The sequence below is a fragment of the Alteromonas hispanica genome, from assembly GCF_010500915.1.
GTDB lineage: Bacteria > Pseudomonadota > Gammaproteobacteria > Enterobacterales > Alteromonadaceae > Alteromonas > Alteromonas hispanica.
The window spans coordinates 114,778-134,463 of sequence record NZ_JAAAWP010000005.1; the positions used below are offsets into that span (position 1 = coordinate 114,778).

Sequence of the window (19,686 nt, forward strand, 5' to 3'; positions counted from 1 at the left end):
TCATGAGCAGACCAATTAAAATAGCAGTAACGCCGGGAGAGCCGGCGGGCATCGGGCCAGATTTGATCATCAAACTGGCTCAGGAGGCATGGCAAGCGCAGCTTGTCGTGTTCGCCGACAGCGATATGCTAATGGCACGAGCCAAAGATTTAGACCTTCCGTTAACGCTTATTGACTACGACCCGGCTATTGAGGACATTCAAGCGCCGGGTTCACTGTTTATCAAACATATTAGTAAATCAGCAGATGTAGTGGCTGGAACCCTTGACAGTGAAAACGGGCTTTACGTAGTAGAGACACTTCGCGAAGCATGCCAAGCCAACATAGACGGTGACTTTGATGCTGTGGTAACTGGTCCAGTGCACAAGGGTATTATTAACCAAGCGGGCGTTTCATTTAGCGGCCACACAGAGTTTTTTGCCTATCAATCAAATACCATTGATGTTGTGATGTTACTGGCAACAGAGGGGCTAAATGTGGCGCTGGCTACCACGCATATTCCATTGGAATATGTTGCCAAGGCAATCACCGGCACACGCCTTCATAAAGTCATTCATATTATTCACACAGATTTGAAACTGAAATTTGGAATTAAAAAGCCAAGAATTTACGTTTGTGGGCTTAATCCCCACGCCGGAGAAGACGGCCATATTGGCACTGAAGAAATTAATACCATAACACCGGCACTCAACGAACTTCGTGAAGAAGGCCTCGATATTATTGGTCCCCTTCCTGCAGACACTATTTTTCAGCCTAAATATCTTGAAGATGCTGACGTAGTATTAGCCATGTATCACGATCAAGGCTTGCCTGTGTTAAAGTATAAAGGGTTCGGCGCATCGGTAAACATAACGTTAGGTTTACCTTTCATCCGTACGTCTGTTGACCACGGTACTGCTCTCGATTTAGCAGGAACAGGCAACGCAGACGCCGGCAGTTTCAGAAAAGCATTGGAAAAAGCCATTGAGCTTGCGCAGCATCAACAATGAGTAAAACACATTTAGGCCATACGGCACGAAAACGCTTTGGGCAAAACTTTCTACACGACGATTATGTCATCGGGAAAATTGTAGCGGCAATTGGGCCTAAAAGCGGACAGAACTTAGTAGAAATTGGTCCAGGTTTAGGCGCATTAACTGATCCAGTTTGCGATGAAGTTGATCGACTTACCGTAATTGAGCTAGACCGCGACCTAGCCAAACGACTGCGCCACCACCCGTTTAACGGTGAAAAACTCAACGTTATCGAACAAGACGCGATGACGATGGACTTCACTGCGCTTGCCAAAGAGATGCCCGATTGTGATGGCAAGCTTCGCGTTTTCGGAAACTTACCCTACAACATATCTACACCTTTAATGTTCCATCTATTTGATCACGCATCTAGCATTGAAGATATGCACTTTATGCTTCAAAAAGAAGTAGTGAACAGGCTTGCCGCGGGCCCTGGCTCAAAGAGCTATGGCAGACTTTCGGTAATGGCGCAATACTACTGCCACGTTATCCCTGTATTAAATGTGCCTCCTGGTGCATTTAAGCCACCTCCAAAAGTAGATTCGGCAGTAGTAAAACTCGTTCCCCATAGCGTTCCTCCTGTGCAGGTAGAGTCGTTAAGCACACTTGAAAGAGTATGCGCTCAGGCCTTTAATCAGCGCAGAAAAACAATTCGAAACTCTCTGAAAGATTGTTTGGATGAGGAAGAAATCAGTGCGCTTGGTCTCGACCCCAAGTGTCGAGCAGAGACACTTTCTTTGACTGATTTTGCTACTTTAGCCAATGCGGTCTCAAACAAAGAATATAACCAAGAGTCTTAGTTTCTTTTTATGCATGAATTAGACATTCAAGTGCGAGTGAAAACTCGCCACTTGCCCGAGCATCTACCCTCAGATTCAGAGCAATTCGCATTTGCTTATCATATTACTATCAAAAATGAGAGTAACGAGACCGTGCAGCTAATTAATCGCTACTGGCGAATTACTGATGCCAACGGAAAGACATCGGAAGTTCAAGGTGCCGGTGTCGTAGGAAAGCAGCCGATACTAAAAGCAAGTGAGAGTTTTGAGTACACCAGCGGTGCCGTCATTGACACGCCCGTTGGTAATATGGAAGGCTACTACGAAATGGAACGAGAGAATGGCGAACGATTCAAAGTACCTATTGACGTGTTTCGACTTGCTGTTCCCCATATACTTCACTAAAGGCCAATAATGTCTAAAGGCAACACCTATGTCATTGGGGACATACAAGGCTGTTATAACGGCTTAAGACAAATTCTCGACAAAGCAAATTTTGACCCTGCGCAGGATAAACTCTATGCGGTGGGTGACTTAGTAGCGCGTGGTGAAGACTCATTAAGCACGCTGCGCTTTCTTAAGTCTCTTGGTAAAAGCTTCTCAAGCGTTCTTGGCAATCACGACCTTCATTTTTTGGCAACGCTTAACGGTATCCATAAACCCAAAAAAGCAGATAACCTAGAGCCGTTATTAAACGCAAATGATGTGCATGAGTTAGAGACTTGGTTACGCCAGTTTCCACTTGCTCTTCGATTAAACAAGAAAACCCTTATCGTACATGCAGGCCTCTACCCCTTGTGGTCACTCAAAGATGTAGTGGCGTTAAGCGATGAAGTGTCGGACATTTTAAAAGGGCCAGACTACGTTGCGTTTTTAGACACTATGTATGGCAATACACCAGTAAAATGGAATTCAAACCTCAGCGAAGAAGAACGACGCAGATTTACCGTCAATGCTTGCACACGAATGCGATTTGTATCGCAAGATGGTGAACTTAACTTTGAAAACAAATCACACCCCGACAGCGCGACAGATGAAATAAAGCCTTGGTTTGAGGTAAGTAATAGTAAACTAAAACCCAAACACCGCGTTATTTTTGGTCATTGGGCTGCGCTTGCCGGAGAAACTGACTCATCACAGTTTATTGGCCTCGATACCGGATACGTTTGGGGGCAAACCCTGACCCTTCTCAACGACACCACCGGCGAGTTGATCACACTTTCTGCCTGAACATTGCGGACCCCACTGGTATGACCAGAAAAATAAATTAATGTTTTCTCCAATACGGGTAAACATTAAGTAATTGTAGTCGATACATTTATTTGAAAGCGACGGGATAAAACCGAGATTAGAATGCACTGCAAGCTATGCTACCTCTAAAACAATGAGGTATATTTTGTGCGGTTTGCGAGGTAATATTGCAAGTTACTGACGGTTTATCTTGGCCGCTAAAAACGTACGTGAAGGCCAACAAATCCTAATATCGTGGAAATAAAAACTAAAACACTCATCCAGGAGTTCCGATGAAAATAACCGTAGCCACTCGCGTAATCGGTGGGTTTATAGCGATCAGTGCTCTTCTTGTCGTTGTTAGCGTTGTATCACTCATTAACCTTAATTCCATAGGTTCAGCAACAGAAGAAGTGAACGATGTCGCTCTGCCAAGTGTTGCGGGAAGTAACGCGCTAAAGGCCAGTTTTCTGAACATGGGCCGCCTTACCTTCGAAAGCTACATTGAAGAGGAACTGTCTGGTCTCTCGGAAAAGCGCACGGCCTTTAATACAGCGAAAGACTCGTTCGACTCAGAATACAGCCGGCTAGCGCAGGCCGTTAATAAAGATTCTGAGTTGAAAGGCTCACTTAACTCGGTTCGTGAAGCCTATGAGTCTTATACTCAAAACGTCGACAATATGTACGACAATCACAAACAATATCTAGATTTACGCAACACCATTGCAGACCGCCTTGGCGATGCCGAAGACAACGCTGACGATGCGTCTACATACCTACTCGATTTTTCAGATTTAGAGTCTGTTCAGCGTATTCCTGAATTACGTCGAGCCTCTGAAATTGGTGGCGAACTGGAAACTTCATTATTGTCGCTGCTTACAGTGTCTTACGAATATATCAAAACGCAAACGCTGCAGCGCTCGCAAACCCTGGGTAACGAGGTTGACCTAGTAGTTGATAAAGTGGTTACTCAGCTAAGTGAAATGAATGATGCCGCAGATGGCAAAGACACTTCAGGTACGCTTAACGATATTAACGACTTAGTTAATGATGCAGTCAATGCAATTAAAGCAAGCGATGGCGTTATGCAATTACACGTTAACCGCCTAGAACGTAGAAATGATGCCGAGCGTGCACTCAATGCGTCTGATGCCAATATTAATCAGGGCATATTAGAATTAGGCCGCTTGCTTACGCTTGCAGATAAAAAAGCCAGTGACATTGAAACGCAAGTTAACTCTGCCATTACAACGGGCAATACCTTCGTTATCGTGGTTGTTCTGGCTTCTATTGCCGTTGCTGCCTTTATTGGCTATATCACAGTGCGCGCCATTACCCTGCCATTACACAGAGTAAACGAGTTATTGACGGTAGCCTCTTCTGGAGACTTAACCCACCGCCTCGATGACTCGGCCGAAGACGAGTTTGGCCTTTTGGCGAGAAACTGCAATACGCTAATTGGAAGTCTTAAAGAGCTTATCACCGGTATTAATGTTCGCGCAGAACAATTAGCTGCAGCGTCGGAGCAAACCTCTGCGGTAACGGCGCAAACCACTCACTCAATTCAAGATCAGAAGTCGCAGATTGGACAGGTCGCTACTGCCACTACCGAAATGCACTCAACGTCTCAGATGGTGGTACAAAACGCTGAAGATACCCTAAGTCAAATTCGTCATGCCGATAAAGAAGCTGAAAATGTTCGTCAAATCTCTCTTGAGAACAAGAACACGATTGAGATACTTGCCAAAGACGTTCAAGACGCAGCTGATGTTATCAACAAGCTACACCAGGACAGTGCAAGCATTGGTGGCATTCTAGATGTTATTCGCGGCGTAGCTGACCAAACCAACCTATTGGCGCTTAATGCCGCAATTGAGGCGGCACGAGCTGGAGAGCAAGGTAGAGGATTTGCCGTAGTTGCTGACGAAGTACGCACACTTGCAAGTAGAACACAGCAATCTACTCAGGAAATCAACGCCATGATCGAGGTGCTTCAAGCAGGAGCAGAACGTGCGGTTTCGGTAATGAATCAAGGTAAAGAACAAACCGCAGCTTGCGTATCGCAAACAGAAAAAGCCACGCAAGCGCTGGATATTATTTCTGATGCCGTACACAAAGCTCACGATGTAAGCTCTCAAATTGAGCAGTCTGCTCGAGAGCAAAACACAGTTTCTCAAGAAATCAGTCAGAAGTTAGAAACGATTGTAGGCATTGCTGAAGAGACAACTGCAGGAGCTCAACAAACGTCAGACTCTAGCCACGAAGTTGCAAGGCTTGCTGACGAGCTTCAACAATCAATACGTCAATTTAAGGTGTAGGTAAGCTAACGCCCGCTAAATCTAAGATTTGGCTATCGCGTTTAAATTCACAAAAATGATGAAACGGCCCTTAGCGTTTGCGCAAGGGCCTTTTTTTATTTTCTAATGTTTTACTTTGTATTTTTTACTTTCTGAGCGTTAAATGACCAAATAATCGGGTAATTACGTAGTAATTCAAAATATAAAAATAGTGGTTACTGATGAAAATAGTCACAGTGAGAGGTTCATTACTTCTTGTATTCACTTCAATATGCGGATTACTTATGACGAGCTTTTCTGCCGATGTTAATGCCAATGCCGATAAAGTCTATTACAAAGATAATGAGACCATTGCCTATGACACTGTTGCGTCTTTAAGCGACGATATAGAAATTCGAAGCTATCCATCTGCATTGGCTGTTATGTCAAAAGGAAGCAGCGACAACGGAGCATTTAGGCTACTGTTTAACTATATTTCAGGAGAGAACAAAACTCAGAGTGAAATAGCAATGACTTCGCCGGTGGAAATGGGGAACAACTCAGCGCAAAGTGCTGAAATATCGATGACGTCTCCTGTTGAGGTTACATCATCAAACACCATGATGTTTTTTCTTCCCAGCAAATACACTGCAGACAGCGCCCCAGTACCAACACATGCCAACGTGCAACTTGTTGAAGTTCCAGCGAGAAAAGTAGCCGTGATACGCTATTCAGGATTTAATAACGACGACAAACGTAATGCCTATACTGAAACGCTAATGAGCACATTGAAGGAAAATAATTACAAGGTTATCGGCAAGCCTAGCTATTTGGGCTACGACTCTCCCTTTACATTACCTTGGAATAAGCGGCACGAAGTCGTTATACCTGTGGAATAGCTATTTCCCGCAGACTCGTGTATCTCACTTAAATGGATGCGTGTTTTAAATAAGAAAACGGCCAATTAAGATTGGCCGTTTTCGTTTATTTTAGAGATCTGAGCGGTAAAGTCGCGAATCATTACCGCTTAAACAGGGCTACTCAAACAACGCTTTATGAAGCTTTCTCACCACATCGTCGCTGTTACTTTCGTTAACCAGGAACGACAGGTTGTGAGGGTTTGCACCAAAACAAATCATACGCAGATTAAAGTCTGATACCGCTGCCAAAATCTTGCTCGACACGCCTACTGCGGTTTGCATGTTATTACCAACTACAGTAACGAGGTCATACCCTTTTTCCACAGTAACGTCACAGATAGTTTCTAGCTCGGCAATAGTCTCTTTATTTAGTCGCTGAGCTACCGAGTTTGCTGGATTATCAAGGGTAAAAGATACTGATATCTCAGACGTAGTAACCAGATCCACACTGAGTTTATGTTTGGCAATAATAGCGAATACCTGTTGAAGGAAACCCTGCGCGTACATCATCTTCGGCGTTTTAACTGTTACCATAACCTGTTCTTTACGACGGGTTATAGCACGGTATGGCGGCTCGTGCTCACAATCGCGAACAATCCAAGTGCCACCTTTCTCTGGCTCTTTGCTGGAGCCAACAAACACTTTAATATTTTTACGTAGTGCAGGCTCCATCGTTGCCGGGTGAAGTACTTTAGCCCCAAAGGTTGCCATTTCAGCGGCTTCTTCAAAGCTAAGCTCAGGCAATGGTCTTGCTGCATCGGTAATTCTTGGATCAGTAGTATAAACGCCAATCACATCGGTCCAAATCTCACAGGCCTCTGCATTTAAGGCTTCTGCCAATAAAGCGGCCGTAAAGTCTGAACCGCCGCGCCCCAAGGTAGTTGTATTTCCGTTCTCATCAGCGCCAACAAAACCTTGAGTTACCACAATAGCATTCTCAATTTCCGGTGCTAACAACTGGCTTGCCAATGTTTCAATTTGTTCAACTTGCGGAGCTGCTTCACCAAATTCGCTATCGGTTCGCAATACTTTACGCACGTCAAAGTTAATAGTGCTCACGCCCTGCTCTGCTAAAACCGACGAGAACATAAGAGAAGACATTCGCTCCCCCATAGACAGCAGTTGGTCTTTTAAATCGTTACGATGAAGAATTTCTTCATGAAACGCTAAAGCGCGAACTTCGTCGAGAAGGTCATTAAGTTTGGGTTCTATAGAAGCTTTATCAGCAAGTTTGTCGAGTATCGCCAGCTCAATGTTGGTAATAGCTTGGCAGGTATCATCTATTTGCTGCTGTGTCATGGGCGTATGCGCAAGACTTACAAGATGATTTGTTACTCCAGCAGATGCACTTACTACAACGATGCGCGTATTTTTGTTACCGGCAACAATTCGGGCGCAGTTTTGCATTACTTCATAATTGGCAACACTGGTTCCGCCGAACTTAGCTATCGATAAGGCATTTGTCACTTTAATCAACTCCAGATCTACACCAGCTATTCACTGGCTTTACTGCGCACTTAGATGCGCAGCTTAACGATGAATTATTATTTGGTCACCAACCCGAATATTGTGATTGGCAAACCACCCTTGGTTCATTTCCAGTGCGTACAGTACCTTTTTCGATGAGCCTACAGATTCGAGGCTATGAGGCATCAAAGGTTTTATGTCAGTAATTACACCGTTTCTGTCGATAAATGCTACATCTAAAGGTATAAACGTGTTCTTCATCCACATACCAGCATACTTAGCGGTATCAAAGGTAAAAAACATGCCGCAATCTTCACATAATTCCTTCCTAAACATAAGCCCCTGGGCACGCTGTTCAAAGGTTTTTGCGTACTCAACGTCGTATTTTTTATCACCCATGGTGATTGAGATACGATCAAAGCTAACCTTGTTGATTTGAGCGACAGGGTCCACTTGCGCCTGCACGCAGCCAGCAGATAAACAAAGAACCATTAATACAAAGAGAAGCTTGTCCATTAGACATTCCTGTAAGCTAATAAAGCTAATTATTTGGTGAGTAGTTTATACATTAATGTTGGTAACATCCAATGATGCTGCTATCTAGAAGAAACCTTTCTTATGGTCATGTTTATCACTGAGCATTGCAGCGAATTTGTCTTTGGATAAAAACGCAAATAAAGTAAACGTAACACTGCGTATTTAGCTGAAGGAGAGGCATTCCCTATACTGAGCCATCTTTTACTCTAACTCATTTTCTATAATATGGTGATACTCACGAATTCGCTGAACGTACCGCACTGGCTCAGTACCCCGAGCGTAACCATAGCGTAAATCTTTGTAATATCGCTTGTCGCTAAGTAAAGGCAATACTTGTTTCATGTCAGCCCATTTATGGGGGTTCAAATTAAGTTGACGCGCCAGCGTTTGCGCATCGTGTAAATGCGCTCGACCTACGTTATATGCAGCGAGTGCAAGCCAGGTGCGATCGGGTTCTTCAACTTCATCGACAAATCTATGGGTTCTTATTTTAGAGAGGTAGCGCGCCCCACCAAATATACTCTGCTTAGGATCTAACCTGTTGCTTACACCCACCTCTTTGGCTGTTTTTTGGGTAAGCATCATTATGCCCCGAACCCCAGTAGGACTGACGGCGTCGGCAAGCCAATGAGACTCTTGATAAGCTTGAGCTGCCAGTAAGTGAAAGGGTAAATTATATTTCTTGGCAGCATCGCTAAAATACTGTCGAAATTCAGGAAATCGTTCGTCTACACGTCGAATAAACGTACGAGTATCTACATAATCAAACACTTCAAAAAAACCATAATATTGATCGAGCGTGCTGTCTAAACGACCCGTTTCTTGGTAATCGAGAAACCACTCATTTACCGCCTCGGCCAGTGCTCTGCTCGAAGTATTTAGCATCCAAGCCAAGTTTTCACTTCTAGCAAGGTTAAACGGCGCAATTAACTCAGGAAAATATCGACGATTGAGATCCACAATGTTCGAGTCAGCTATACTGCAATCTATTTCTCGCTGCCATACTTTATAGAGGATTTGCTCGGTGGTTAAACTGGCACTTTCCACCCAGCTCAGATTTGGATACTGCATCTGAAGTGTTTTAAGCCGTTCGCTATAAGCGGTTCCCGCTGCCACCATAATATCGAGCCCTATAAGCTCCTCTATTGATTCTGGCTGAACATTATCCCGCCGACAAACCACCTGCTGCGTAATATCTTGATAACTGGGGCCAAACATAAACTCAGCTGCTCGAGATTGGGTTTGGGTGAGCCCTGCAGCCGCAATATGCCCCTCTTTATTTTTTAGTGCTGAAATGACGGCCTGGATAGAATTTTTCTCAATAACCTCTAGCTCAACTCCTAGGTAAGAGGCAAACGAGTCAGCCATGTCAAATTCAGGCCCTCGAGGCATAACGTCACGGCCTATGAAATAGGTAGTAGGGGCATTTCGCGTAATAACTTTTAATACACCCGCCGCCTTAATTTGCGAAAGGAGTTCGTCCTCAGATTGGGCTTTTGCCATTGGTTCAATAGCTTGGTTAGCACGCTCTGAGTTATCGCATGCTGCAAGTAAAAATAAGCCACCTACGATGAACAACGTTTTCCATAAGCACCTCATAACGACTACCTTATCTATTGAGTCTTAAGCCTCAAAAGGCAACTTTGGCCACTTGAAACACAGTGGATAAATATAACCGTATAGTAGGTAATCACCTTTTGCAATCTAACCGCTTGATGTAAAAACAATTACTAAAGCCCGATTAGGTACTGACCGGTTCGCTGCTTGTCTATTACCACAAAGCTTCGGTTTAGTGCCCCGTGCCAAACTGACGTTAGTTATTATTCATCACGATGTTTTTTATTGCTGTGTTTCTTGCGCTGTCTTGTTCGGTGCTCGTTCGGCACTTGTTCGTTGAATGCGCGGATATTGTGCTGTAAATCTTTTTGCGGCCTAACATGCATGAAACTAGCGAAGCGAGGCTTGCCTGTTCCTGTGTAACCGTAATATTTGTAAGTTACCCATTGCCCGATATGGGGCGGATGCAAACGCTCTTCGTTTGAAAACCCTGTCCCAAGTTTGAACTGAACTCCTTCTGCCGTTTGAACGAGAAGAGAGCCCAACATACTTTTAAACTTACCCTTTCCCTTGATGTGGGCGATCACCTTCGCCTCGCTGTCTTCATGCTTTTTTAGCTTGAGTAAATGAGAACTGCGGCCATGTGTATATCGCGCATGACGATAGTGAAGCATCAGCCCTTCTCCACCCGCATCCGTAATCTTGTTCAATGCTGCTTGTAAAGCTTCATGGGTATCAAGACCATATTGAGGGATAGCCATTAGCGCAGAGCTTTTTGTTTTAGCAATAATGCGCTTTATTTCGTCCACTCTTTTCTCAAATGTTTGTTTTGAATGCGGCATATCAAACACCATAAATGTGATTGTTCGCCAACGTTCGTCAGGAGTATCTGAAAGCACTATTGAGGCAGTTTCTTCAAATTTGCCTCGGCCCAACCACAACTCGCCGTCTAACATTTTTCTCGGCCAAGACTGTGTAAACCATTCTGGCGCACTAATAGGATGGCCGGTTCGGGTAAGAAGCTCTTCGCCTGTCCATCTTGCGCGAATTCCATCAAGCTTCTCACTAACCAAATAATCGCTAATCTTTACCGATTGATGAGATACTGTGTAGCGACTTGCTAACTGCTGAGCGTTATTGAGCATTCCAGCGCTAGAAACATCACATAGAAGCAAAGACAGCACGGCTATCCAAATCAATACCATCTTGTTTGTTTTCACAATACCCATTCCATAAACCGTTTTGTTAAGTAGAGTGTATGGATATAGGTAAATAATTATACTGGGCCTTAGTTCGGTTTTAAGGTTCAAATTAAAAGAGCATGTCGCCAGTGCAAGTGAAAGCAGACACGCATTGCAACGGCACGATAAAGAAATTAGTGCTATATGTTCTATATAGCGTACTAACCATTCGCTAATCGCTAAGTCTTTTGCTGCTGAATACAAACTTTAAGAACAAGGAATAAAAATTTGAAAATATCTAACGCATTATTAAGTTGCCTAGCTATAACTTTTACCCCACTTACCCTTGCTCATGACTTTTGGCTTGAGCCTACCCAATTTCAGTACGACGATGCCTCGCCTATTGCGGTTCAATTTAAAGTAGGTCACAAAGATGATATTAATCACTGGAATTTAACCTGGGACAAAATAGTTGCGCTGCGCAGCTATTCATCAACGGGCGTTGTCGATATGGCGGCGGGAGTTATTCCAAAATCGAATCTACTTCCCGGCATGGCGAAATCGACGTCTCTATCTGCAGGAAGTTATGTGGTAGGTTTTGAAAGTTATCACAGTGTGAGTGTATTGAAAGCAGACCAATTTAACGATTATGCTAAAAAAGAAGGACTAAAAGAGATCGTTGAATACAGAGCCAATAAAGGTTTAGAAGGCTACTCTGGTGAAGAACTTTACTCTCGAAAAGCAAAGGCTATTGTACAAGTGGGTGAAACACTAACCGACAATGTTACAAAGCCTATTGGACATACGCTGGAGATCGTACCGCTTAGCCACCCGCTTAAGTTAGGTGACGATTCTAGTCTTACCGTTCAAGTGCTTTTCAAAGGTGAACCACTAAAAGATGCTCTAATAGATTCAGTACCGCTTAAAAATGCAACTCACGAAGCTCAGTCCTTCCTTACAGATGATAACGGAAAAGCAACGTTCACGTTTAAAGAAACAGGTGCTGTAAAGTTGAATGTAGTGTGGGGCGTGCCGCTCAAAAGCAATATTAAAGCTGATTTTGAAACGTATTTTTCAAGCCTTACGTTCGCCGTAGCCAGCACAAAGGAATGAAACAGTATTGCGTTTTCGCATAATCCGCCATTCATTTTCAAATGGCGGAATACAAACTTGTTGAGCTAATCAGGATGAGTAGATAGCTTTCGTTTGTATTCACTCGATAACCATAGGGAAGCTTCATCGATATTGGTGAAAAATAAATAATCCATATGTTTCAATTCAGGGATCCTCTGAAACATCATTCCGCGGATAACCGGACCTTTGTAAACATACGCTTTAGCTATTAGCCCCATTTCAGGTAAGCGATTTACAATATGTTTTACCATATCAAACGCTTCAGGCGTTGCACCTTCAACTTGGCTTATATCAGCGAGCAAAGCGAAAGGCTTCATGTTCAAACCCATGACTAACTTGAAAAGGTGCTCTCGATATTCTTCCGCACTACTCTTATTAAAAACGCCATAAAGCTCGCTGGTTATTATCCCATTGTCATAACGTATTGATAAGGTGCTTAGTTTTTTCCGCATCACCAACCTATGTCTTTCAACAACAACGCAATCATAGTCGATAGAGAGCGCGAAATAAATTAACTCTCAAATTTTTAATTGTCACGATATAAGCGCGTTGTAAGTTCAAGTGTTCTTTGCTGTACGAAATTTTTACGTCGTTAAGCTTTATGCAAGGAAGTCCATATTTTTATTTTCAAAAAGACAGTTTTTTCATCTAGGGAGATAACGGTCTATCACGGTGGTAAGTTTACCGACGTCCACGGGTTTTGTAATGTAGCAGCTCATTCCAGATGACATTGCCTTATCAATTTCATCTGACACTATAGATGCCGTGAATGCCACAACAGGGGTATTAACGCCTTTGTTGCGCAATTCTAATGTAGTTTCGGCCCCCGTCATTTCTGGCATTTGCAAATCCATTAAGATGAGGTCAAATGCTTGCTGAGATACAAGTATTAGAGCCTCTTCTCCACTGCTAGCAAGCGTAACACCCACCCTCAGATCTTCTAATAGAGATTGCGCTACAACTCGGTTTATCTCATTATCATCAACCACTAGCACCGAGCCTCTGCTCATACCTAAAGCGTTAGTTTCTTGGTCAGTGGGTTGGGTATTGTGGCTGAATTTTGTCGATGGTTCTGTTGATGGTTCTGTTGTTGACCTAGTAGCGGTGTCACCCAACTCTTTCGCCAGCGAGAATGCGAGTTCGAAGCTAAAAGTGCTGCCTTTACCAACTTCGCTGTTTAAAGAGACATTACCGCCCATTGCTTCTACCAAACTTTTGACAATTTGAAGGCCCAAGCCTGTTCCGCCATGGGTACGGTTAATACTGCTGTTTGCTTGGGTAAACGCCTCAAAGATAACGACTTGTTCAGAATTATTTATTCCCACTCCTGTATCAACAACAGAAAATTTAACGACCTGCTCAGAAGAGGAAACGCTAGTACGCTCAAGAATTAGGGAAACACTGCCGTGTTGCGTAAACTTGATGGCGTTACTAATTAGGTTATTGAGTATTTGCGAGAGTCGAACAGCATCACCGGTTACGCTTGCATCAATTCCATTAGCAATACTTAATTCAAGAGCAATACCCTTATTTTGCGCAAACTGAGAATAAAACGACACGCAACTGTTCACTGTAGAAACCAGGTCAAATGGCGCTGACTCTATAGACAGCTTGCCAGCACTGAGCTTAGACACATCAAGAACGTCGTTTAATATACGATGTAAGGATATCCCTGATTGTTGGATTCTGTTTAAATTTGGCCTTGCGTTTTCGCTAATCTCTTTAGATAACACAACGTCAGTAAGCCCAAGGATCCCATTAAGGGGAGTGCGTATTTCGTGAGACATAGTGGCTAAAAAACGTGACTGCGCAGCCGATGCCTCTCGCTCTTTTGCTAGCGCCCGATTAAGCTCAACTGTTTTTACATTACTTTCGGCTAGCGCTATTTCTAAGCGGCTCACAAGCTGGTAGATGAGTACCGACACTACAATATTCGTAATGCTTAATCTTATCCATATTGCCTCGTTGTATCCCCCCTCGTGAAATGGTACTAGCAGCGTACTGCCCGCGATAATGAGCATGGAGCAAAGTCTCCACTTTCCAGTAAGGAATACGATAGGAAATAATGTCATTAAAGGGATGAGAGATGCGGGTAAAAGCCCGTTAATTACCACAATAACCGGTGCAAAAGGGCATGTTACCAACGCCCAAAGCTTCGCAATTGAAGCACTATGTTTTCTACAATACAGTGCAGCGCAAGAAGCAACAAAACACCAAATTCCGAGGCTAAGCGCAATGGCAATATTGTCAGGGCGAGCCACTACGATGACGACAATCATAATGAGTGAAAAAACAGCCATTAACTGAAAACCCACTCTGCGAAGTGACTTCGTCGTTGTATCTGCGGAAGCCTTAGAGCCCCTAATATTTATTGATATCGTGTCTGAGGGTGCCTTGTCGATCGGGGCCTTCTCCATTGAATTTCACTACCCAATGTTTAAATATTTTTCAAGGCTCGAGTATAGGCTAAACCCGCAACATGTAAATTAGCCGTAAGTCACGAATAGAAGTCTTTCGCTATTTTTACAGAATGGAATTATTGCTAATCGACTGAACATATGTTCATGTAAATAAGGTGACAAATGCATAAAAAAAGCCCCAACTCACGTTGGGGCTTTTCAATAGATTAACTTGGTTTCAATAGAATGTTACTTTACGCCTTGAAACCAGACGTTCAAATTAAACGTTTTGAACTGCTACATCTGGTGTAAACTTAGGCGCAACTGCCATGTCTTCTGACGGTGGAGCGAAGTCGGTAAGGTTAATACCCTCAACCGCTGCTTTGTACTCATCCATAGTTGGGAAACGACCTAGCACAGCAGAAAGTACTACAAGTGGCGTAGAGCCTAGTAGTGACTCACCTTTCTTCTCTTCAGAGTCAGCAACAACCCGACCTTGGAACAAGCGCGTAGAAGTAGCAATAACCGTATCACCAGGCTCTGCTTTTTCTTGGTTACCCATACATAGGTTACATCCTGGACGCTCTAGGTACATAATGTTGTCGTACTTAGTACGTGCAGACTCTTTAGGCTTAGCGTCGTCGAATTCGAAACCAGCATACTTAGCTAGGATTTCCCAGTCGCCCTCTGCTTTTAGCTCATCAACAATGTTGTACGTTGGTGGAGCAACAACAAGCGGCACATTAAACGACACACTGCCGTTTTGCTTTTCTAGGTTGCGAAGCATTTGCGCAATGATCTGCATGTCACCTTTGTGAACCATACAAGAACCAACAAACGCCAAATCTACAGCCTTACCGTCATAGTAAGAAACTGGGCGGATAACGTCATGGGTATAACGCTTAGACACGTCATCATTGTTTACGTCTGGGTCGGCAATCATTGGTTCTGCGATCTGGTCTAGATCAACAACCACTTCCGCGTAGTATTTCGCGTTATCGTCTGGTGCAAGTGCTGGTTCTTCACCAGACTTGATTTCAGCAATACGCTTATCCGCAAGGTCGATAAGACCTTGAAGCATATTCGCGTCGTTGTCCATGCCCTTGTCGATCATTATCTTGATGCGCGTTTTAGCAAGCTCAAGTGATGCAATCATGGTCTCATCGTTTGAAATACAGATTGATGCTTTCGCTTTCATCTCTGCAGTCCAGTCGGTAAACGTGAATGCTTGGTCGGCAAGCAAAGTACCAATTTGTACTTCGATAACACGGCCCTGGAACACGTTCTCACCGCCAAATTGCTTAAGCATTTGCGCTTGTGTTGCGTGTACCACATCACGGAAGTCCATGTGGCTCTTCATTTCGCCTTTAAAAGTTACTTTCACAGATTCTGGAATTGGCATTGCCGCTTCGCCTGTCGCAAGCGCTACAGCTACCGTACCCGAGTCGGCACCGAACGCGACACCTTTCGACATACGCGTATGTGAGTCACCACCAATGATGATAGCTCTGTCGTCTACAGTGATATCGTTAAGTACTTTGTGAATAACGTCTGTCATTGCATGGTAAACGCCTTTAGGATCACGAGCCGTAATAACGCCAAAGTTGTTCATGAAAGACATGAGTTTAGGAATGTTCGCTTGAGCTTTCTTATCCCATACCGATGCTGTGTGACAGCCCGATTGATATGCACCATCAACGAGTGGAGAAATGGTTGATGCCGCCATAGATTCTAGCTCTTGGCATGTCATCGGTCCGGTTGTATCTTGTGAACCTACAATATTTACCTTAACACGCACATCTGAACCAGCGTGAAGTGGTGTTTCTGATTTAACACCTACTGCATTGCGGTTAAAGATTTTTTCTACTGCTGTTAGGCCTTGACCCTCATTAGACACTTCTTTAGACGGTGCATAAACTTGAGGAACATCTATACCTAAGGTTTTTGCAGCAAACGTTTGTAACTGCTTACCGAAAGTTACCGCGTAAGAACCACCCGCTTTCATGAATTCCATTTTTTGCGGCGTAAAGGAACCAGATACGTCAGCGACTTCCTCATCGCCTTTGAATAGCTTTTTAGCTTTAGTATCGATAGTCAATACAGTGCCTGTAGCCACTGAATAAGCTTCTTCAAGAACTGGGTCGCCATTGGCATCGCGAACCACTTCGCCGTTTTCATCAGTTTTCTTCACCCAGTTTTTAAGGTCAAGACCGATACCGCCGGTTACATCTACCGTGGTTAAGAAGATAGGTGCAATACCGTTAGTACCCGCAACAACAGGTGCTTTGTTTACAAACGGAATGTAAGGGCTTGCTGGCTCGCCGGCCCACAGAGCTACGTTGTTCACACCAGACATACGTGAAGAACCTACGCCCATGGTACCTTTTTCAGCCACCAGCATCACTTTTGCGTCTGGGTGTTTTTTACCAAGTTCAACAATGTCTTGCTGTGCTTCAGGCGTGATCATGCACTTGCCGTGAAGTTCGCGGTCTGCGCGAGAGTGAGCTTGGTTGCCTGGAGAAAGCAAGTCGGTAGAAATATCACCTTCTGCAGCGACATAAGTCACTACATTAATTTTTTCTGGTACATCAGGCAATTTAGTGAAGAACTCTGCTTTTGCATAGCTCTCTAGAATTTCTTTGGCTATTGCGTTGCCTGCTTTATAAGACGCTTCTAAACGCTCAGTATCTGCTTCGTACAAGTAAACTTGTGTTTTCACAACTTCAGCAGCAGGTTTTGCTACTGCGTCATCATCAGAAAGCGCTAGGTCTAGCAATGCTTCAACAGAGGGGCCACCCTTCATGTGAGAAAGTAGTTCTAAAGCAAACTCAGGCGTGATCTCTTCAACGCTCTCTTCACCAAGCACAATCTCTTTCAAGAATTTTGCTTTAACTACCGCTGCACTGGTTGTGCCTGGCAGTGTGTTATAGATAAAGAATTTAAGAGAATCTTCACGATGCTCATTACCTGTATCTTTGATTTGAGCAATGATTTCTGATAGTAAATCAGCGCTATCGATGGGCTTAGGGTTTAAACCTAGTTCCGTTTTACGGGTCTCGATCTCTGCCAGATATTCTGAATACAAACTCATAGGGTTCTCTCGGTCATAGTTTTACGTGGGCGTAGTGTTAAGTCGGTCTTAGCTATACGCATATAAAATTGGGAAGTATTTTAACTGATTTTTGCTCGTTACGTAATCTCTGTAAGAAAAGAGTGAAAGTGGTCATATACCCACCAGTTTAGATAGCTGAAGTGAATAATAGCCATGCTTATTTTTGCCAAGCAAAAATTAAAGCAAATATTTTCAAACACTTAAAAATAAAACCGCAACGTTATTTTTGCGAATCTTACAACGCTTTACCGTCAGTTAAATAAGTAATGGTGTTATATTTATGTCAGACATTTCCTATGGTTATGGTTGTACCAGTTCAAATTACAAACAGAAATGAGGACTTCATCTCAATGTTAAAGTTCAAATACTTCACATTTTTGTGGGAGATATTCTAATAAGTTTGGCTTGTTCTCCATCGGTTAACAGCAATATGTCGCCGTTAAGATCGATAGCCACATCTCTTAATCGTGTTTTGACTTTATCTAATAGCAATTGCTCAGTCATCTTTATTCCATCATTACTAATAACAAACGCACGCTGAGCTTTAAGCGCCGTTACAATAAATTTTTCGTTGAGTTGGGGGAATGCATTGCCTTGGTAAACCGCCATAGATGAAGGTGCAATAGATGGTGTCCAGTTTAAAAGCGGGTCTTCCATACCTGTATAAGTATTAAATGGAGATATTAGCGCGCCTGAATAATCTACGCCCAGCGTGACCACTGGCCAACCATAGTTTTTCCCTCTGCTTACCCGGTTTATCTCATCACCGCCGTCCGGACCATGTTCATTAAGATAAATAACGCCCTTTTCTGTTTTTACCAGCCCTTGGGGGTTGCGATGCCCCAAGCTAAAAATGAATGGGTGTTCGGGAAAAGGAGGGTTATCAAGGGGAGAGCCATTAATTGTAAATCCTAGTACTTTACCCATATGGGAGGTCATTCGTTGCGCGTCTTCACGGTAGTCAAACCCATCTCCAGACGTTACCAAGTAAGTATCATTTCCCAAACTGAGTAACTTTGCACCATAGTGAACAGGTGTGTCCTTTGCTTTGTTCACTTCAAATACAGGCTTGAGATCGGTGATCCCGTTTTCGGGAGAATAAAGGCCGGACAACACTACCAGTTTATTGTTGTCATCAACCCCTTTAGAGTAAGACAGCAGTAACCTTGAGGTAACATCAAAATTGTTTGTGGGAATAACGTCTAACCATCCCCCCTGCCCCTTTGTATACAATTCAGGAAATGTAATAGAAAAACGCTTTTGCTCCTTCGATTTATTGATGAGAACTAATTCTCCATCTCGCTGAGCAATAAGTATGTTACCGTCTGGCATTACTTCAATTGACTTTGGGAATGCCAGATTTTCAACAACTACACCGATCGTATATTCATCATCTGACAGAAACGTTTCCAGCGTCTTTGCATTGATAGACGTGCTTATTAACACCATGAGACTTGCAAGGAGCAACGGTTTAAACGGTTTAAATACTTTCATTTCGACTCTCGTGTATTGTTTCTTTAGCAACACTATCATGCTATACCAGATTTACACGCCCTATGAATCAACCTTTTTGCGGTAATCTATGCGAGCTTTTTTACAACTTTGTTTTTTGCGCTTTTTTCCTGCTTGGTTTTTAGCTTTTATTCTTGCTAGTGTTTTTCATTCTCACTTCGTGCTTTTTGAGTTGGTTGCGCTCAATATCGATATCCCAATAACCAAGTGGGCATATATGGTTTTTGCTGATATGCGTGGTTTAGCCCTTACTTATGGAATGATTATCGCGGTTGCGCTGGCTATCAGCTTTTTCATTGCTCATCTCCTATTAAACCGGCTAAAAAAAACAGACAACTCCATTGCTGGTCAAAGTAAGAGTAATGCGATTACCATATTGATGTTTGGTGTCGCCGGCGCCGTCGGTTTTTTCGTCATGCTAGTGGCTATGCAGCCAATATTAAACGTCACTCTCATTGCAGGAGCTAGAACATGGATGGGCATAATAGCTCAGTGTTTTGCGGGCTTCGTATCTGGAATCTGCTTTGCCAAGCTGAGCTAAGTAGTAGTGATAGATCATTACTAATTAC

The 19,686-nt window shown here is 43.4% G+C and carries 16 protein-coding genes; 8 read left to right on the forward strand and 8 right to left on the reverse strand.

Going from position 1 to position 19,686, the window contains the following annotated elements; translation table 11 throughout:
* The first annotated feature begins 2 nt into the window (after window positions 1-2).
* The 6 genes from pdxA to GTW09_RS09780 all read left to right on the forward strand — a co-directional run bounded on the left by pdxA (window position 3) and on the right by GTW09_RS09780 (window position 6,197).
* A complete protein-coding gene (pdxA, locus tag GTW09_RS09755; protein WP_071978677.1) occupies window positions 3-989 on the forward strand; it encodes a 4-hydroxythreonine-4-phosphate dehydrogenase PdxA in 987 nt (328 codons plus the stop codon).
* Window positions 986-1,813, forward strand: coding sequence for a 16S rRNA (adenine(1518)-N(6)/adenine(1519)-N(6))-dimethyltransferase RsmA (gene rsmA, locus GTW09_RS09760; RefSeq protein WP_163111728.1), 828 nt, complete (start codon window positions 986-988; stop codon window positions 1,811-1,813). Before pdxA ends, rsmA begins: the two co-directional genes overlap by 4 nt.
* 9 nt (window positions 1,814-1,822) lie before the next feature.
* Window positions 1,823-2,197 (forward strand): Co2+/Mg2+ efflux protein ApaG, encoded by a 375-nt coding sequence (gene apaG, locus GTW09_RS09765; protein WP_163111729.1) that lies wholly within the window; start codon window positions 1,823-1,825, stop codon window positions 2,195-2,197.
* A 9-nt stretch (window positions 2,198-2,206) separates the two neighbouring features.
* Window positions 2,207-3,022 (forward strand): symmetrical bis(5'-nucleosyl)-tetraphosphatase, encoded by an 816-nt coding sequence (locus GTW09_RS09770; protein WP_163111730.1) that lies wholly within the window; start codon window positions 2,207-2,209, stop codon window positions 3,020-3,022.
* Window positions 3,023-3,315: 293 nt separating this feature from the next.
* Window positions 3,316-5,340, forward strand: a complete 2,025-nt coding sequence (locus GTW09_RS09775; protein WP_163111731.1) for a methyl-accepting chemotaxis protein — start codon at window positions 3,316-3,318, stop codon at window positions 5,338-5,340.
* Between the two features lie 200 nt (window positions 5,341-5,540).
* Window positions 5,541-6,197 carry an SOUL family heme-binding protein gene (locus GTW09_RS09780; protein ID WP_239059340.1) on the forward strand — a complete coding sequence of 219 codons (657 nt, stop codon included), beginning with the start codon at window positions 5,541-5,543 and terminating at the stop codon, window positions 6,195-6,197.
* 138 nt (window positions 6,198-6,335) lie between these two features.
* Here the strand turns inward: GTW09_RS09780 and lysC are convergent, their stop codons facing one another.
* The 4 genes from lysC to GTW09_RS09800 all read right to left on the reverse strand — a co-directional run bounded on the left by lysC (window position 6,336) and on the right by GTW09_RS09800 (window position 10,999).
* A complete protein-coding gene (gene lysC, locus GTW09_RS09785) occupies window positions 6,336-7,685 on the reverse strand; it encodes a lysine-sensitive aspartokinase 3 (RefSeq protein WP_163111732.1) in 1,350 nt (449 codons plus the stop codon).
* A gap of 63 nt (window positions 7,686-7,748) precedes the next feature.
* Complete coding sequence (locus GTW09_RS09790) at window positions 7,749-8,201, reverse strand: DUF192 domain-containing protein (RefSeq protein ID WP_163111733.1); 453 nt, start codon at window positions 8,199-8,201, stop codon at window positions 7,749-7,751.
* A gap of 222 nt (window positions 8,202-8,423) precedes the next feature.
* Window positions 8,424-9,821 (reverse strand): membrane-bound lytic murein transglycosylase MltF, encoded by a 1,398-nt coding sequence (mltF, locus tag GTW09_RS09795; protein WP_203565705.1) that lies wholly within the window; start codon window positions 9,819-9,821, stop codon window positions 8,424-8,426.
* 221 nt (window positions 9,822-10,042) lie between these two features.
* On the reverse strand, window positions 10,043-10,999 hold the full coding sequence (locus GTW09_RS09800; protein WP_163111734.1) for a DNA ligase: 957 nt from the start codon (window positions 10,997-10,999) through the stop codon (window positions 10,043-10,045).
* 249 nt (window positions 11,000-11,248) lie between these two features.
* On the opposite strand from GTW09_RS09800, the gene GTW09_RS09805 reads away from it, so the two are divergent.
* The gene (locus tag GTW09_RS09805) at window positions 11,249-12,073 is read left to right on the forward strand and encodes a DUF4198 domain-containing protein (protein WP_163111735.1); all 825 of its coding nucleotides are present in this window, start codon (window positions 11,249-11,251) and stop codon (window positions 12,071-12,073) included.
* Window positions 12,074-12,138: 65 nt separating this feature from the next.
* Here the strand turns inward: GTW09_RS09805 and GTW09_RS09810 are convergent, their stop codons facing one another.
* From GTW09_RS09810 to GTW09_RS09825, 4 genes are all read right to left on the reverse strand, one after another.
* Window positions 12,139-12,546, reverse strand: a complete 408-nt coding sequence (locus tag GTW09_RS09810) for a hypothetical protein (RefSeq protein ID WP_163111736.1) — start codon at window positions 12,544-12,546, stop codon at window positions 12,139-12,141.
* 192 nt (window positions 12,547-12,738) lie between these two features.
* Window positions 12,739-14,511: an ATP-binding protein gene (locus GTW09_RS09815; RefSeq protein WP_163111737.1), complete on the reverse strand. Its 1,773-nt coding sequence runs from the start codon at window positions 14,509-14,511 to the stop codon at window positions 12,739-12,741.
* 262 nt (window positions 14,512-14,773) lie between these two features.
* Complete coding sequence (locus tag GTW09_RS09820; RefSeq protein ID WP_163111738.1) at window positions 14,774-17,584, reverse strand: bifunctional aconitate hydratase 2/2-methylisocitrate dehydratase; 2,811 nt, start codon at window positions 17,582-17,584, stop codon at window positions 14,774-14,776.
* A gap of 390 nt (window positions 17,585-17,974) precedes the next feature.
* Window positions 17,975-19,099 carry a PQQ-dependent sugar dehydrogenase gene (locus tag GTW09_RS09825; protein ID WP_163111739.1) on the reverse strand — a complete coding sequence of 375 codons (1,125 nt, stop codon included), beginning with the start codon at window positions 19,097-19,099 and terminating at the stop codon, window positions 17,975-17,977.
* A gap of 88 nt (window positions 19,100-19,187) precedes the next feature.
* Here GTW09_RS09825 and GTW09_RS09830 point away from each other — a divergent pair, with 88 nt between their 5' ends.
* On the forward strand, window positions 19,188-19,658 hold the full coding sequence (locus GTW09_RS09830; protein ID WP_163111740.1) for a hypothetical protein: 471 nt from the start codon (window positions 19,188-19,190) through the stop codon (window positions 19,656-19,658).
* Window positions 19,659-19,686: the final 28 nt, after the last annotated feature.